The organism is Mesorhizobium sp. C395A, from assembly GCF_030323205.1.
Classification (GTDB): Bacteria; Pseudomonadota; Alphaproteobacteria; order Rhizobiales; family Rhizobiaceae; genus Mesorhizobium.
The window spans coordinates 2223200-2239338 of sequence record NZ_CP100473.1; the positions used below are offsets into that span (position 1 = coordinate 2223200).

Consider the following 16139-nt stretch of genomic DNA (forward strand, 5'->3'; position numbering starts at 1 on the left):
GCAGGAACCTGCCATTTGCAGGCCGGCCTCACATGAATATCAGCGCACCTAAATAACCGCCGCGACGCTGCGCAGGATCGGCTGCAGGCGCACGGTGCCGATATCCTCGCGCTCGAAGCGGCTGCCGACCTTGGTCAGCTTGGCCAGCACCTGCTCGCCCTCCTCCGGCCCGATCGGGGCAATGACGATGCCGCCGCTCGACAATTGGTCGAGCAGGAAGCGCGGCAGGCTGTCGAAAGCCGCCCAGGCTACGATGCGGTCGAACGGCGCTTCATTGGCAAGCCCGTTGGAACCGTCGGCCTGGCGCACGATGACATTGCCGATGCCGAGCGCCTCGAAGCGTTGCCTGGCCTGCTCGGCCAGCGTTTTGTAGCGGTCGACGCTGACGATGCGCGCCGCGAGCCGCGACATCACCGCTGCCGTGTAGCCCGAGCCGGTGCCGATCTCCAGCACCCGGTTGCCGGGCTCTATTGCCAAGGCCGCAATCACCGCCGCCTGCAGATCGGCGCCCTCGATCGCCTCGCCGCATTCGATCGGCAGCATGCCGTCCGACCAGGCGATGGAATGGAACTGGCCGTTGAGGAAGCCGCGCCGCGGCGTCGCCTCGAAGGCTGCGATCAGCGCCTTCGGCACCGCGCCTTGGCCGCGCAGGCGCAGCAGGAACGCGGCAAAACCCTCGCGATCGTCGAGCGGCAAGTTCATGCCAGAACCTTCTTCATGCGAACACCTTATTCAGACAGCGCCTTGGTCAGTTGGTCACGGATCTCATGCGCGGTGAGGTCAAGCTGCAGCGGCGTCACAGACACGAGCCGGTTGCGCAGAGCATGGAGATCGGTGCCCTGCTTGCCCTCGACCGGCTCGCGGCCGAAGCGCAGCCAGTAATAAGGCAGGCCGCGCCCGTCGCGGCGCTCGTCGACCCACAGGCTGTGCACCAGCTTGCCCTGCGACGTCACGACGGTGCCGGCGACCTCGTCAGGCAGGCAGTTGGGAAAGTTGACGTTGAGCAGCACGCCGTCCGGCAGCGGCATGGCGACAAGCTTTTTCAGCAGCGCCGGCGCCAGCGCTTCGGTGGTCTCGTAGGGAACGACGCGGTCCTCGCCGACATAGGAATAACCCTGGCTGAGTGCGATCGAGCGGATGCCGAGCAGCGCGCCTTCCATGGCGCCGGCGACGGTACCGGAATAGGTCACGTCGTCGGCGATGTTGGCGCCGGAATTGACGCCCGACAGGATCAGGTCCGGCGCGCCTGGCAGGATCTTCTTGACGCCCATGATGACGCAGTCGGTCGGCGTGCCGCGCACGGCGTAGTGTTTCTCGCCGATCTTGCGCAGCCGGAGCGGCTCCGAGATCGACAGCGAGTGCGCGTAGCCGGACTGGTCCTGCTCCGGCGCCACGACCCAGACATCGTCCGACAGCGTGCGGGCGATGCGTTCGAGCGACGCCAGGCCCTCGGCATGGATGCCGTCATCATTGGTCAGAAGGATGCGCATTACTTCGATTCGATCTTCGCCAGACCGCCCATATAAGGCCGCAGCACTTCAGGAATGGTTACGCTGCCATCCTCATTTTGGTAGTTTTCGATGACGGCAATCAGCGCACGGCCGACAGCGGTGCCCGAACCGTTCAGCGTGTGCACAAAGCGGTTGCCCTTGCCATCCCGGTCCTTGTAGCGGGCATCCATGCGCCTGGCCTGGAAGTCGCCGCAGACCGAGCAGGACGAGATTTCGCGATAGGCGTTCTGGCCGGGCAGCCAGACCTCGATGTCGTAGGTCTTGCGCGCGCCAAACCCCATGTCGCCCGTGCACAGGACCATGGTGCGGAACGGCAGCTCCAGTCGCTTCAGCACCTCTTCCGCGCACTGCGTCATCCGCTCGTGCTCGGCGAGCGAAGACTCCTGGTCGGTGACCGAGACCAGCTCGACCTTGTAGAACTGGTGCTGGCGCAACATGCCGCGCGTGTCGCGGCCGGCGGAGCCCGCTTCCGAGCGGAAGCACGGCGTCAGCGCCGTATAGCGCAGCGGCAGCTTTTCATGGGCCGTGATTTCTTCGCGCACCAGGTTGGTGAGCGGGACCTCGGCGGTTGGAATCAACCCGAGCCGGCCATCGCCATGCTGCACGAAGAACAGGTCGTCCTCGAATTTCGGCAGCTGGTTGGTCCCGAAAAGCACTTCGTCGCGCACCATCAGTGGCGGGATGACTTCTTCATAGCCATGCTCGGTCGTGTGCAGATCGAGCATGAACTGGCCGATGGCGCGCTCCATCCGCGCCAGCCCGCTCTTCAGTACGGTGAAGCGTGATCCCGACAGCTTTGCCGCCCGCTCGAAATCCATCATGCCGAGCGCTTCGCCGATCTCGAAATGCTCCTTCACCCAGTTCGGCCGGGTCGGCACCTCGCCGACGATATGCTTGACGACATTGTCGTGCTCGTCCTTGCCGACCGGCACGTCGTCGAGCGGCACATTCGGCAGCACCGCCAGCGCATCGTTCAGCGTCTTGTCGAGCTCGCGCTCGCGCGCCTCGCCATTCTGGATGAAGGTCTTGATATCGCCGACTTCGGCCTTGAGCTTTTCGGCAAGTGCCGTGTCGCCCGAACGCATGGCGTTGCCGATCTCCTTCGAGGCGGCGTTGCGGCGTTCCTGCTTGGTCTGCAGCTCGGTGACGTGCTCGCGCCGCGCTTCGTCCTTCTTGATCAGCTCATCGACCGTGGACTGCGCCTCGTCAGCCGACCACGAGCGCTTGGCCAGCGCCTCGACAAGGGCCTTCGGGTTGTCGCGAATCCATTTGATATCAAGCATGGTTGGTCGTCCTCGAGCTAAGGCCTGAGGGCGTAAACCGCATCCTTCATCGATGCAAGATGGCGGCTGTCGCGTTTTTCCGCTAACGCGGATACCCGAACGCGACAGCCTATGAAGGAGCCTGCTTTGAGGACGCGTCCGCCGCCTTTTCGGCCACGGCTTCGGCGGCTTCCTGCTTCTCGCGCGCCAGCTTCTGCTTGACCTGATCGCGCTCGATCAGCCGGGCCGCCCAGATCGACACCTCGTAGAGCAGGATGGTCGGGATGGCCAAACCGATCTGGCTCATCGGATCAGGCGGCGTCAGCACCGCCGCGACGACGAAGGCGATGACGATCGCCCATTTGCGCTTCTCGGCCAGCGCCTTCGACGACAGCATGCCGACGCGCGTCATCAGGCTGGTCACCACCGGCAGCTGGAACACCAGGCCGAAGGAGAAGATCAGCGTCATGATCAGGCTGAGATATTCCGACACTTTCGGCAGCAGCGAAATCTGCACCTGGTCGTCGGTGCCGGCCTGCTGCATGGCGAGGAAGAACCACATCACCATCGGCGTGAAGAAGAAATAGACCAGCGACGCTCCCATCAGGAACAGGATCGGCGATGCGATAAGGAACGGCAGGAAGGCGTTGCGTTCGTTCTTGTAGAGGCCTGGCGCGATGAATTTGTAGATCTGCGTGGCGATCAGCGGAAAGGCGATGACCATGCCGCCGAACATGGCGAGCTTGACCTGGGTGAAGAAGAATTCCTGCGGCGCCGTATAGATCAGCTCGACCTTGTGCGGATCGAGCCCGGCCCACTGCGTGGCCCACTTGAACGGAACGACCAAAAGATTGAACAGCTTCTTGGCAAAGAAGAAGCAGACGAGGAAGGCGACGAAGAAACCGCCGATCGACCAGATCAGCCGCCGGCGCAGTTCGATCAGATGCTCCATCAGCGGAGCCGACGACTTCTCGATCTCGTCCTTTTCGCTGTCCGTAATGCTCACTTGGCGGCCCCCGCCGTCTTCTTGGACGCGGGCTTCGTGGCCGGCGCAGGCTTCGGCTCAGCCTTTGCGACTGCCTTCGGTGCAGCAGCGTGCTTGGTGGCGGCTTTTCCAGGTGCAGCCTTGGCGGGCGCCGCTGACGGCTTGGCCGCAACCTTCGCCGCAGGCGCCGGCTTTGCCGGTGCTGCCTTGGCTGCCGCTGTTTTGGTTGCCGGGGCCTTTGATATCGCAGCCCCCTTGGCGCGCGCGTTTCGTGGCGCTGCTGTTGCTGCAGCCGGTGTCACCACCGCCTGATCGGTCATCGCCGGAAGGATCGGCGCCGCCGGCGCTGTTTCCGGTCCGTTGACACCCGGCATCACCGTCGCGCCGTTCTTGAGCGGCTCGGCCGGCTGTGGTGTTTCTGCCGCGGGCGTTGAGGGGTCGACGGCGGGCTTCGGCTTCATCACCGCATCGACGCCGGAGCGAACCTCGGCTGCCGCCTGTTCGAACGGATTGAGCTGCTTGCGGATTTCGGCCGCCGGATTGAGGCCGCGCAGCGTATCGACAGACTTCTTGACGTCGTCGAGCTCGGCTTCCTTCAACGCCTCGTTGAACTGCTTCTGGAAGTCGGAGGCCATGGCACGCAGCTTCGCCGTCGTGCGGCCGAAGGTGCGCAGCATATTGGGCAAATCCTTGGGTCCGACGACCACGATCATGACGATCGCGATCACCAGCATTTCGGTCCAGCCGACTTCAAACATGGCAATCAGTTCCGACTAGTGCTTGTCGCCCAAAAGTGCGAAGCGGTTTTGGGACAACGACTTGCACAAAAGCAACAACCTTCGGCTCAGCTCTTGCTGGCCTTTTCCTTCACTGCCGAAACGGTCTCGTCCGGGCGGTGCTCGACGGTGCGCTTGTCTTCGGCGGTATCGTCGTCGGCCATGCCCTTCTTGAAGCTCTTGATGCCCTTGGCCATGTCGCCCATCAGCTCGGGAATCTTGCCGCGGCCGAACACCAGCAGCACGATCACCAGCACGATCATCCAGTGCCAAATCGAAAATGAACCCATTGTAACTCTCTCTCGAATGTTTTCCCTGGCGATGATCTATGCGTTTTCGCGTTGGGATTCAAACACAACAGCGACAAAGTTTATGAAGGCGCGGCTTATGTCACGCATTTTCGGCAAAGCCGCCCGCTACCAATCGGCGCATCTACCGCAGCAATGCAGCTTTTTGACAGCGGCTTGCGGTCAATCTTCCGTGACGCGCGGCGTCAGCAGGCCGAGTTCCTCGAGATCGATGTCGGTCAACGCATCCTCGTCTTCGGTCAGCGCGTCCGGATCGGCTGGCGGCAACGGGATGGCGAAATTCGACGGCATGCGGCCGGAGAGCAGCCCTGCCCCCTTCAGTTCGTCCATGCCGGGAAGATCGCGGATCTCCTCCAGTGCGAAATGGTCGAGGAAAGTGTCTGTCGTGCCGTAGGTGACGGGACGGCCGGGCGTGCGGCGGCGGCCGCGCATGCGCACCCATTCCGTTTCGAGCAGCGTATCCAGCGTGCCCTTCGAGGTCTCGACGCCTCTGATGTCCTCGATCTCGGCGCGCGTCACCGGCTGGTGGTAGGCGATGATCGCCAGCACTTCGAGCGCCGCGCGCGACAGCTTGCGCTGCTGCACCGTGTCGCGGCTCATCAGGAAGGCGAGATCGCCGGCGGTACGGAAAGCCCAGGCATCGCCGACCCGGACCAGATTGACGCCGCGCCGCGCATAGATCTGCTGCAGCTCAGCCATGGCAGCGGCAATGCTGATGCCGTCGGGCAATCTGGCTGCGAGCTGCTTTTCGCTGACCGGCTCGGCGCTGGCGAACACGATCGCCTCGGCCATGCGTATGGCTTCGGCCATGTGCAGCCGTTCGCCAGGATTCAGAAGCAGGGTATCAGTCGGGTCCTGGGCGATAATGCCCTCCTCGGTCTCTTCTTCAACCTTGAACGGAATGACCGAAGCGTTGGCGCGTTCGCTCATGATGCCACCTCGACTGCCTTGATTGGCTGCGCGCGGCCGCGCAGATAGAGCGGCGCGAACACCTGGTCCTGCCGCATCTCGATGCTGCCTTCGCGCACCAGTTCCAGCGACGCCGCGAACGAGCTGGCGATCGCGGTACGCCGTTCGTCCGGGCTGGTCAGGTAATTGATCAGATAGCTGTCCAGCGCCGTCCAGTCGCGCAGCGAGCCGATCAGCCGGGTCAGGATATCGCGCGCATCCTTGAGCGACCACACGCCACGCCGGGCAATTGTCACATTGGTGATCGCCTGCTTCTGGCGCTGCTGCGCATAGGCGGTGAGCAAATCGTAGAGCGAGGCCGAATAGGCGTTACGCTTCTCGACGATGACCATTTCAGGCATGCCGCGTGCAAACACGTCGCGGCCGAGCCGGTTGCGGTTGACCAGCCTTGCCGAGGCGTCGCGCATGGCCTCCAGACGCTTCAGCCGGAACTGCAGCACCGCGGCCAGTTCCTCGCCGCTTTCGCCTTCCTCGCCGGGCTGCTTGGGGATGAGGAGCTTCGACTTGAGGAAGGCCAGCCACGCCGCCATCACCAGGTAGTCGGCGGCAAGCTCAAGCCTCAGCGCCCTCGCCGTCTCGACGAAGGTCAGATATTGCTCGACCAGCGCCAAGATGGAAATCCGCGACAGATCGACCTTTTGGTTGCGGGCGAGATGCAGCAAGAGGTCGAGCGGACCTTCGAACCCGGCGACGTCGACGACCAGCGACGGGTCGCCGGTGACCCGTGAATCGTCGTTCTCGGCCCACAGACGGTCCATCGGTGCGGCCTTCGCAGCCTTGCTGTCCAATGTTTCCGCCACTTGTTCCTTTACCTCTGGTTAGAGCATGATGCCGAAAAGTGTGAAGCGGTTTTCGGACGACATCATGCTCTCTCTATCTAATTTAGAGACGGATTCAGATTTCAGGTCGAACAGACCTGAAATCATCCGTCTCTAGGCCACCGCATCGAAATAGGTGGCAAACTCGGCGCGTATCTCGGTTTCGTCGGCCCGGTCGCGATCCCTTGTATAGGTCAGCGCCCGGTTGGCGCGCTCCAGCGACGTCCCTTCAAGTCCCGTGGTTCGCGATGCGATGCCTGCCATCTCCTCGAAAACGCCATTGCAGTGAAGGACCAGATCGCAGCCCGCCGCAAGGATCGAGGCCGCCTTTGTCGGGAAATCCCCAGAAAGTGCCTTCATCGAGGTGTCGTCGCTCATCAACAGCCCGTCGAAGCCGATCTCGCGGCGGATGATCTCGTCGATGACCTTGCCTGAGGTGGTCGCTGGGTTGTTCGGATCGATGGCGCTGTAGACGACATGCGCCGTCATCGCCATCGGCAGATGGCTAAGCTCGCGGAACGGGGCGAAATCATGCCGCTGCAGGTCGCTCAGCGAGGCATCGACCACAGGCAGTCCGAAATGCGTGTCGGCAAAGGCGCGCCCGTGACCCGGAATGTGCTTCATGACCGGCAGCACGCCGCCCGACATCAGCCCTTCCGCCGCCGCGCGGCCGAGTTCGATGACCGGGCGCGGCTCCTTGCCATAGGCGCGCGCGCCGATGACGTCGCTGGCGCCCTCGATCGGCACGTCCAGCACCGGCAGGCAATCGGCAGAGATACCGTAGCGTAACAGGTCGAAGGCATGCAGCCGCGCCATCAGCCAGGCAGCGCGGGTGCCGGCATCATGGTCCTTGCGCCACAATGCACCGAGCGCGCCGCCGGCGGGATAGTTCGGCGCCAGCGGGGGCCGCAGGCGCTGCACCCGGCCACCTTCCTGGTCGATGAACACCAGCGCATCGGGGCGCCCGATACAGTCGCGCATTTCGGCGACCAGATCGCGGATCTGCTCGGTTTCGCCGATGTTGCGCGCAAACAGGATGAAGCCCCACGGGCATTCATTGCGATAGAAACGGATTTCTTCGCGGGTCAGCGATTTCCCGGCACAGCCGAGGATCATGGATTTTGATTCGGTCATTCCGCCAGTTTAGGGCTTCGCGCCGCCAAAGGGAATCTCCCCGGACGGCAAGCGCCTCAACCTCTCGCCCATCCACATGAAAAAGCCGGCGCGACCCTTGGGAACGCGCCGGCTCTGATAGTTGGATCCGGCCTTACCGCGACACGAAGCAGTTGCCGCCAGCAGCCTTGTAGCTGGTGCACAGATTGATCGCATCGTTGCGCGACTGCGCAGGCACCCGGACACGGTAGAAGGTGCCCTTGCCGGCGATCTCCGCCTTGACGATGTTGGCGGTGCGACCGGCGAGCACATTTCCATAGCGGCGCTGCAGGTCGGCGTAGTTGGCCTGGGCGCTTTCGACCGTCGGCTGCGAAGCGATCTGCATCGACCACGAACCGCCCGATGTCGAAGCCGTCGCCGGAATGGAGGCAACCTGGTCGGGCTTGACCTCGCCGACCACGTCGACCGGCTGGTCGGACGGGCGCTGCGGCGCCACGGCAACCGTCTGCGGCGTGTTGGCGGACTGGGTCTCAGCCTTCGGCGCAGCCGCCGGCTTCACCGGCTTGGCGGTCTCGGCACTTGCCTGGTCGCTATTTGCCTGATCGACAGGCGCCACGGTGCCGGTCTGCTCGGCATCGGCCGAAGGGGCGACGTGCTGCGGCGCCGGGTCAAGCGGCTCAGTCGCCGCAACCTGCGGCGCGGCCGGCGTCGAGTCCTCGCGGGCCACCAACGAGCCGTCGGGCTTGACCACCATGGTCCGAACCTTGCGCGGGGCAACGGCGACGGTATCGGGGTTCTTGTCGGCTTCCTGCAGCACCTGCGCGATGCGGTCCTCGGACTTTGGCGCCGGCGCGACAGCCGCGTCGGGGTTGCCGGCAGCTTCGGGGTTGCCGGCAGCGTCGGGGCCTGGGGCAGCGCCGGTATCGTCGGGCGACAGATCGACGACGCGGCTTTCAGGCTCCTGCGCCTTCACATCGACCGGCTCTTCGGTGTTGGTGACCAGCTTCTCCTGAACCGGCTCGGCCGGCTTGGTGCCCTTGGCGACCGCATCATAAACCTTGTTGTCCTGGTTCGGCACCACGGCGCCGCCCGGATTTTCGGGCTTGACCTTGATCGGCCTGTTGTCGGCTTTGACAATGACCGGCGCATCGCTGCCGCCCTTGCCGCCGTACGACAAGGCGAAGGCGCCAAGACCGCCGGCAATCGCCACCGCAGCAACGACCCCCGCGACCAGCAGGCCGCTCCTGCGCGGCCGTGCGGCTTCCTGCTCGGCGAGGCCCGGCACCGCCATTGCCTCGTCCAGATCCGGATCGTAGTCGAGTTCATCGACCGCGAAATCGTCGGCCTGCGAAACCGGCTGACTGCCGGGCAGATCGTCCATGTCAAAGCCGCCAGCGGCATCGGCGTGGTGAGCTTGCGTGGCTGCAAGCACTTCGGCTGGCCGCGCTGCATAGGCGCGCTGGTCGAGCTCGTGGCCCGAGCTGAAGCCGGAACTGTAGGAATCGTCATCATAGCCGGCACTGCGTGCGGCAGTGGGCGATGCCACTTCCACCGCGTTCATCTCGTTGAGCATGCCGGCGAATTCGGCGTCGATGTCGTCATAGGCGGCCGGCTCGTCTTGCTCGAAGCTGAGTTCTGGAATGTCGAGGTCGTCGGCAATCGCCACCACACGCTCGGGCACATCGATCGTCTCGACATCCGGCATCTCGGCGTGAGGCGGCGCCTGGCGCGATGGCGTCGGCGCCACATAGGCAGCAGCTGCAACCGACTGGTCGCGATAGGTTGGCGCTGCTGTTGGCGGCGTGGACGGCTTTTCTGCAAAAGAAGCTTGCGGCTGCGCTGCAAAAGAAGGTTGCGGCTGCGCTGCAAAGGAAGGCGGGGCCGGGGTGGGAGTCACGCGGCTCCACGAACGCGCCGGCTCCGGCGGCGTCGAGCGCCAATCGCCAGAGACCGGTGCTGCCGTGTCCTTACCGAGATCGATGCCCTTGGCGAGCGCCGCATCGAAGGCGTGATCATTGAACTCGATCTCGGGCTCATGGCCCTCAAGTTCGCCGGCAAGCAGATCGTCGAAATCGGAATCGTCCGCCTGGGCCTCCTGAGGAGCCGGCGCGTGTTCGTCCAGGTCCCACTCGAGATTATCGACCGGAGCGACTGGCGTCGCGACGGACCGCTGCACCGGGGCAACCGGCTCATAAGTCCTGGTGGGCTCGATGGCGGCAGCCCTGGTGGGCTCGGTGACGACCGGAATCGGCGCGACTGGCGCCGGGCGTGGTGTGGTCATGGCGCCAAGCAGCGCGTTGAGTTCATCTTCCAACGTCCGTTCGTTAGCGACCGGAGCGGCCGGGGTCGCCATATTGGTAGGCGCCACATAGGCTGGTGCGACCGGAGCTAGCTGAACCGGAGCGAGTGCGGTCTCGGCTACCGGCTCGTGATCGGCAAGCGCATCATCGATGCTCAGATCGAAATCGTCGAATGCTTCGTGCGCAGTCTCATGAGAGGGGCTGGCCTCCACGGTCCAGGCCGGCGTCTCGTCCACTTCCGGCGCATCCATCTCAACCGGCGCGCTGACCTGCAGATCGCTCTCTTCCGGATCCTCGGCCTCAACAGGCTGAGCCTCGAAAGCCTGCGGCTCGAAATGCTCGGCTGCAAAATCCTGGGCTGCAAAATCCTGAGCTGCAAAATCCTGGGCCGCAAAGTCCATGTCGACATCGGCCATCGCGTCATCGAAATGACCCGCAAAATCCTCGTCGGCAACAGTGTGGTCGGCGACTCCGACGGCGTCGAAGGTATGGATCGGCGCCTCGGCTACTGGCGCGGCATACTGGTCCTGCGCCGGCGCAGGACCGTCCAGCGTCAGCTCGTCTTCCAGCGACATCGAGACGGCATTGTCGAAATCATCGTCGAACGCGAGATCGTCGGCAGTCGCAGCAGCAACCTGGGCGACATCTGCGGCATGGGCGACGGTCGCATCGTCATCGAGCAGCAACCCCTGCTCGAGCGAAGCGGCAAGCTCGTCATCCATCGGCAGGTCGTCTTCGAGCGGCGATACGTTTTCCAGCGAGCTGGCGACGGCATTGTCGAAATCATCGTCGAATGCAGCTTCGTCGAATGCGGGCTTGGCAAACGAAGGTTCGGCAAACGAGGGTTCAACGGGAGCAGCCGCAGCCTGCGGGGCAGCGCCGAAATCCAGATCGGCGGCATCGTCGAAGACGAAATCATATTCCAGCGAAGCAGCCAGCGCATCATCCATCGCGGCATCGGTGGTTTCGAAAGCCGGCTCGTGAATCTCGGCAGCAGAGTCGTAGGGTTCAGCGGCAGGCTGGTGAACCTCGGGAGCTGGCTGGCTGGCCTCCATGGAACCGACTTCATCGCCGAATTCGCCCATCAACTCCTTCTCGAGGTCGATGTCGAAATCGCCCTCGTCCGCAGCCGTCTCGACGGCTGGCGCCTGCGGCTTGACCGGCTGGCGCGGATCGAAACCCATGATCCTGGTCAGTTCAGCGAACGGATCATCTTCGGCGATGTCGTTGTTGTCGGCTACTCTCAGCTGGGTTCTGTCTGCCATTATTGTTCCCGAACTCGCACTCATTCGGACGCCATGGACGTCGCGTAGGGTTGGCCCTTACCAGCGCAATGTGGGCAAATGGTGACAGGTGTTTTAGTTAAACCTAACGCATCTCAGTGGGCGCATCAGCCCCAATCAGCGTCAGGCCGGAAGTCAAAACATCCGAAACAGCCTGCACCAGCCCTAGTCTGGCATGAGTCAATTGTCGGTCGTTAACCTTAACAAAACGTAAGTCGGGATTCTCGGTGCCCCGATTCCAGTGTCCATGGAAGGTGGAAGCCAGATCGTAGAGGTAGAATGCCAGCCGGTGCGGCTCCAGCGCAAGGGCCGCGGATTCGATCAGCCTTGGATATTCAGCCAGCTTCCGGATCAGGCCGATCTCGCCCTCGTCGGTGAGCGACGCCGAGGCCGCGGCCAGGCTGTTGCGGTCGAAATTGGCCTCGCCCAGTTGCTCGCTCGCCTGCCGGAACACCGAATGACAGCGCGCCGAAGCGTACTGCACGTAGAACACGGGATTGTCCTTGGACTGTTCGGTGACCTTGGCGAAATCGAAGTCGAGCGGCGCGTCGCTCTTGCGGTAGAGCATCATGAAGCGGATAGCATCGCGGCCCACCTCCTCCACCGCTTCGCGCAAGGTCACGAAGTCGCCCGACCGCTTCGACATCCGAACCGGTTCGCCATCGCGAAACAGCTTCACCAGATTGCACAGCAGCACCGTGAGTTGCAGCTTCAGATCATCGCCTGCAATCGCCCGCGCCAGCGCTTCCAGCCGCTTGACGTAGCCGCCATGGTCGGCGCCCAGCACATAGATCAGGCCGACGAAACCGCGGTCGACCTTGTCCTTGAGATAGGCGACGTCGGCGGCGAAATAGGTGAACGAGCCGTCGGACTTGACCAGCGCCCGGTCCATGTCGTCGCCGACCGCCGTCGAGCGGAACAGCGTCTGCTCGCGGTCTTCCCAGTCGTCCGGCTTCTCGCCCTTGGGCGGCGGCAGCTTGCCCTTGTAGATATGGCCCTTCAGCGTCAGATCGTTGATCGCCGAGCGGATCCTCCTGGCATTGTCGGCATGCAGCGTGCGCTCGGAGAAGAAAACGTCGTGATGGACATTGAGCAACGCCAGATCCTCGCGGATCATCACCATCATGGCGTCGATCGTGCGGTCCTTGACGATTACCAGCGACTCATCGTCGGGCATCTGCAAGAGCTTGCGGCCAAATTCGGCAGCCAGCGCCTGACCGACCGGCACAAGGTAATCGCCGGGATAGAGACCGGCCGGTATCTCGCCAATGTCGTCGCCCAGCGCTTCGCGGTAGCGCAGGAAGGCCGAACGCCCGAGCACGTCGATCTGCGCGCCGGCGTCGTTGATGATGTATTCCTTGGTGACGTCATAGCCGGCGAAGGCCATCAGATTTGCAAGCGTGTCGCCGACAACCGCGCCCCGGCAATGGCCGACATGCATCGGCCCGGTCGGATTGGCCGAGACATATTCGACATTGGTCTTCTTGCCGCCACCAATGGTCGAGCGGCCGTAGTTTTGCCCCTCGCCCAGCAGCGCAGTCAGATGTGCCTGCCAGAAAGCGTCCTTGAGCCGGAGATTGACGAAGCCGGGACCGGCGACGTCGGCTTCGGCAACATCGGCGTCGCTGCGCAGCACTTCCACCAGCCGCTCGGCCAGCGCGCGCGGGTTCTGCCCGGTGGGCTTGGCCAGTACCATCGCCGCATTGGTGGCGAGATCGCCATGGCTGGCGTCGCGCGGCGGCTCGACGGCGATGCGCGACAGGTCGGGCGAAACGCCATTACTGTCTTTCAAATCAAGCGCTTCGACGGCTTTTGTGATTCGCGCGCTGAAATCGGCGAAGATGTTCATGGGTCTTGCTCTGGCGGACTGTGCAGGGGAACCGGCTCATTGGCCGGCAAATCGCGCCCGCCCTAGCTTAAATCGGGCGTATGGTCAAACAGACGGCGGTGTTCCTTCAAGGCGTAGGTATCCGTCATCCCCGCCAGGAAATCGGCGACGCTGCGCGCCTTGATGCGGTCCTCCGCCCGGTCGAGCCCCTCCCGCCAGCCGTCCGGCATGGCGCGCGGATCGGCGAAATAGACATCGAACAGGTCGCGCACGATCTGCTCGGCCTCAGTGCGAACGCGCATCACCTCGTCATGCCGGTAGAGATGCTTGTAGAGAAAGGTCTTCAATTCCTTCTCGGTCGCCGCCACGTCAGCGGAAAAGGTCACCATCGTTTCGCCCGCCGCCCGCACCGCTTCGGCGCTGTCAGGCTTGATGCGCTCAAGATTGGCGGTGGTGGAAACAATGACATCCTCGACCATCATCGTGATCTGCCGGCGCATCAGCTCATGGCCGGTGCGCACATCGTCCAGGCCCGGATAGCGCGCGCGCACGCTTGCCAGGATCGATCCCGGCAGCGCCACCGTTTCCAGCATGTCCAAGGTCAGGAAGCCGGAGCGCAGGCCGTCGTCGATGTCATGGGTGTTGTAGGCGATATCGTCGGCGATCGCAGCACATTGCGCCTCGATGCCGGCGAAATGGTCGAGTTCGAGGTCGTGCAGCTCGGAATAGTCGCGGATCGCCTGCGGCACCGGGCCTTTGAGCCCTTTTCCCTTGGCATCTGTCAGCGGCCCATTGTGCTTGACCAGCCCTTCCAGCGTTTCCCAGGTCAGGTTTAGCCCGTCGAACTCGGCATAGCGCCGCTCCAGCCGCGTCACCACGCGCAGCGACTGCGCATTGTGGTCGAAGCCGCCCCATTGGGCCATCCGCTCGTTCAGCGCGTCCTCGCCGGTATGGCCGAACGGCGTGTGACCGAAATCGTGCACCAAGGCGACCGCCTCGGCCAGATCCTCGTCGCCGCGCAGCGCTCGCGCCAGAGCCCGCGCAATCTGCGCGACCTCGATCGAATGCGTCAGCCGGGTGCGATAGTGGTCGCCTTCATGGGCGACGAACACCTGCGTCTTGTGCTTCAGGCGGCGGAACGCGGTGGAATGGATGATGCGGTCGCGGTCGCGCTGGAATGGCGTGCGAGTCGGGCTCTCGACCTCGTCATAGAGCCGCCCGCGCGACCTGGCTGGGTCGCTGGCATAGGCCGCGCGCGGCCGATAGCCGAACCCAATGTCGCCAAGCTCATTTGTCATGGCTGATGCCGCCGCAGTTGACTTGCCCCTTCCCGCTTCATACCTATCATGTGAAACCGAAAGCAAGGTGACGCCCATGGGCGCTGATGCCAAGACTGCCATGAAAGTCGAGATGACTGAGTCCGCCGCCAGGCGGATCGCGAAAATCGTCTCTGGCGAGGCCGGCAAGACGGCGCTGCGCGTCTCAGTAGAGGGCGGCGGCTGCTCCGGCTTTTCCTACAAGTTCGACCTGGTCGATACGCGCAATGACGACGACGTCGCCATCGAAAAGGACGGCGCCACCGTGCTGATCGACGATTTGTCGCTGGTCTATATGGGCGGCTCGGTGATCGACTTCGTCGACGATCTGATGGGCCAGTCGTTCCAGATCCGCAACCCCAATGCAGTCGCCTCCTGCGGCTGCGGCACCAGTTTCTCCATCTAGGCAGATGTCCGGCGTCGGCGCGGTCCGTCAGGTCGCACTGTCGGCCGGGCGCGACCTCGACGTCACGCTGGCCTTCTGGCACGATGTGCTCGGCCTCAGCGTTCATGCCCGCTACGATCCGCCGGGCATCGCCTTCATCATGGCCGGTGATATCAGGTTGCTGTTCACCGATGGCGTTCCGGCCGGCACCGTCTATCTCGATATAGCCGGGCTCGAAGCCTTCCACGCCGAGGCGAAAGCGTCCGGCGTTCCCTTCACCGCACCGCCGGCGCTCGTCCACAACGACACCGAAGGCACGTTCGGAACGGCGGGGGAAAGCGAGTGGATGGCCTTTCTAAAGGACCCGGCAGGCAATACGATCGGGCTTGTCGAACGTCTTTCGCCCGAACATCCCTGAGGCCGCCCATGAAAATCGTCACCTGGAACATAAACGGCATTCGCGCCCGCATCGGCAACCTCACCCACTGGCTGAGCGAAAGCCAGCCCGACATCGTCTGCCTGCAGGAGATCAAATCGGTCGACGAGCAGTTCCCGCGCGCCGAGATCGAGGCGCTTGGCTACAACGTAGAAACCCATGGCCAGAAGGGCTTTAACGGCGTCGCCCTGCTGTCAAAACTTCCGTTCGACGAGGTTATCAGAGGCCTGCCAGGCGACGAGACTGATGAGCAGGCGCGCTTCATCGAGGGCGTGTTCTCGACCGACCAGGGCGCGCTGCGCGTCGCCTCGCTCTATCTGCCCAACGGCAACCCGGTCGATGACGAGAAGAAGTTTCCCTACAAGCTGGCCTGGATGGAACGGCTGCATCGCTGGGCCGAGCAGCGGCTGCTTCTGGAGGAGGCGCTGGTGCTGGCCGGCGACTACAATGTCATCCCCGAGCCGGTCGATGCGCGCTTCCCCGAGAACTGGCTTGGCGATGCGCTGTTCCAGCCGCAGACCCGGCAGGCCTTCCGGCGGCTGAAGAATCTCGGCTTTACAGAGGCGGTGCGCGCCGTCACCGATGCGGCCGACGTCTACACCTTCTGGGACTACCAGGCCGGCGCCTGGCAGAAGAACAACGGCATCCGCATCGACCATCTGCTGTTGTCGCCCGAAGCGGCCAACCGCTTTTCCTCGGCCTCGATCGAAAAGCATGTGCGCGCCTGGGAAAAACCTTCCGACCACGTGCCGGTGGCGATCGATCTGGCGCTGCTGCCGGCCTGATATCAGCCGAAACCCTGATATCGCCACAATCGCGCCATTCAGTCAGAGATCAGCATGGCGGCTG

General features: G+C 63.6%; 15 protein-coding genes. 3 read left to right on the plus strand and 12 right to left on the minus strand.

Features of this window, described 5'->3' with window-relative positions; translation table 11 throughout:
• Positions 1–48: 48 nt before the first annotated feature.
• The 12 genes from NLY37_RS11060 to NLY37_RS11115 form a co-directional block, all read right to left on the minus strand.
• A complete protein-coding gene (locus NLY37_RS11060) occupies positions 49–702 on the minus strand; it encodes a protein-L-isoaspartate(D-aspartate) O-methyltransferase (RefSeq protein ID WP_023667683.1) in 654 nt (217 codons plus the stop codon).
• Positions 703–728: 26 nt separating this feature from the next.
• Positions 729–1490, minus strand: a complete 762-nt coding sequence (gene surE, locus NLY37_RS11065; RefSeq protein ID WP_023710683.1) for a 5'/3'-nucleotidase SurE — start codon at positions 1488–1490, stop codon at positions 729–731.
• Positions 1490–2794 carry a serine--tRNA ligase gene (serS, locus tag NLY37_RS11070; protein ID WP_023667685.1) on the minus strand — a complete coding sequence of 435 codons (1305 nt, stop codon included), beginning with the start codon at positions 2792–2794 and terminating at the stop codon, positions 1490–1492. The genes surE and serS overlap by 1 nt, the downstream gene beginning before the upstream one ends.
• A gap of 109 nt (positions 2795–2903) precedes the next feature.
• Positions 2904–3779 (minus strand): twin-arginine translocase subunit TatC, encoded by an 876-nt coding sequence (tatC, locus tag NLY37_RS11075; protein ID WP_023688219.1) that lies wholly within the window; start codon positions 3777–3779, stop codon positions 2904–2906.
• Positions 3776–4516 carry a Sec-independent protein translocase protein TatB gene (gene tatB, locus NLY37_RS11080; protein WP_023741506.1) on the minus strand — a complete coding sequence of 247 codons (741 nt, stop codon included), beginning with the start codon at positions 4514–4516 and terminating at the stop codon, positions 3776–3778. The genes tatC and tatB overlap by 4 nt, the downstream gene beginning before the upstream one ends.
• Before the next feature lie 86 nt (positions 4517–4602).
• Positions 4603–4824 (minus strand): twin-arginine translocase TatA/TatE family subunit, encoded by a 222-nt coding sequence (locus NLY37_RS11085; protein WP_023681650.1) that lies wholly within the window; start codon positions 4822–4824, stop codon positions 4603–4605.
• Positions 4825–5004: 180 nt separating this feature from the next.
• Positions 5005–5772 (minus strand): SMC-Scp complex subunit ScpB, encoded by a 768-nt coding sequence (scpB, locus tag NLY37_RS11090; RefSeq protein ID WP_023667689.1) that lies wholly within the window; start codon positions 5770–5772, stop codon positions 5005–5007.
• Positions 5769–6569, minus strand: a complete 801-nt coding sequence (locus tag NLY37_RS11095) for a segregation and condensation protein A (RefSeq protein ID WP_023667690.1) — start codon at positions 6567–6569, stop codon at positions 5769–5771. Before NLY37_RS11095 ends, scpB begins: the two co-directional genes overlap by 4 nt.
• A 174-nt stretch (positions 6570–6743) precedes the next feature.
• Positions 6744–7763 (minus strand): beta-N-acetylhexosaminidase, encoded by a 1020-nt coding sequence (gene nagZ / locus NLY37_RS11100; RefSeq protein ID WP_023741507.1) that lies wholly within the window; start codon positions 7761–7763, stop codon positions 6744–6746.
• A gap of 133 nt (positions 7764–7896) precedes the next feature.
• Positions 7897–11307, minus strand: a complete 3411-nt coding sequence (locus NLY37_RS11105) for an SPOR domain-containing protein (RefSeq protein WP_023741508.1) — start codon at positions 11305–11307, stop codon at positions 7897–7899.
• Positions 11308–11410: 103 nt separating this feature from the next.
• A complete protein-coding gene (gene argS, locus NLY37_RS11110) occupies positions 11411–13174 on the minus strand; it encodes an arginine--tRNA ligase (protein ID WP_023739016.1) in 1764 nt (587 codons plus the stop codon).
• A gap of 62 nt (positions 13175–13236) precedes the next feature.
• Positions 13237–14451 carry a deoxyguanosinetriphosphate triphosphohydrolase gene (locus NLY37_RS11115; protein WP_023716245.1) on the minus strand — a complete coding sequence of 405 codons (1215 nt, stop codon included), beginning with the start codon at positions 14449–14451 and terminating at the stop codon, positions 13237–13239.
• 76 nt (positions 14452–14527) lie between these two features.
• Between NLY37_RS11115 and erpA the strand changes: the two genes are divergently transcribed.
• The 3 genes from erpA to xth are packed head-to-tail and all read left to right on the plus strand — an operon-like array spanning position 14528 to position 16075.
• Positions 14528–14875: an iron-sulfur cluster insertion protein ErpA gene (gene erpA / locus NLY37_RS11120; RefSeq protein WP_027050337.1), complete on the plus strand. Its 348-nt coding sequence runs from the start codon at positions 14528–14530 to the stop codon at positions 14873–14875.
• A 4-nt stretch (positions 14876–14879) separates the two neighbouring features.
• On the plus strand, positions 14880–15272 hold the full coding sequence (locus NLY37_RS11125; RefSeq protein ID WP_023681658.1) for a VOC family protein: 393 nt from the start codon (positions 14880–14882) through the stop codon (positions 15270–15272).
• An 8-nt stretch (positions 15273–15280) separates the two neighbouring features.
• A complete protein-coding gene (gene xth / locus NLY37_RS11130; RefSeq protein ID WP_023688213.1) occupies positions 15281–16075 on the plus strand; it encodes an exodeoxyribonuclease III in 795 nt (264 codons plus the stop codon).
• Positions 16076–16139 lie beyond the last annotated feature (64 nt).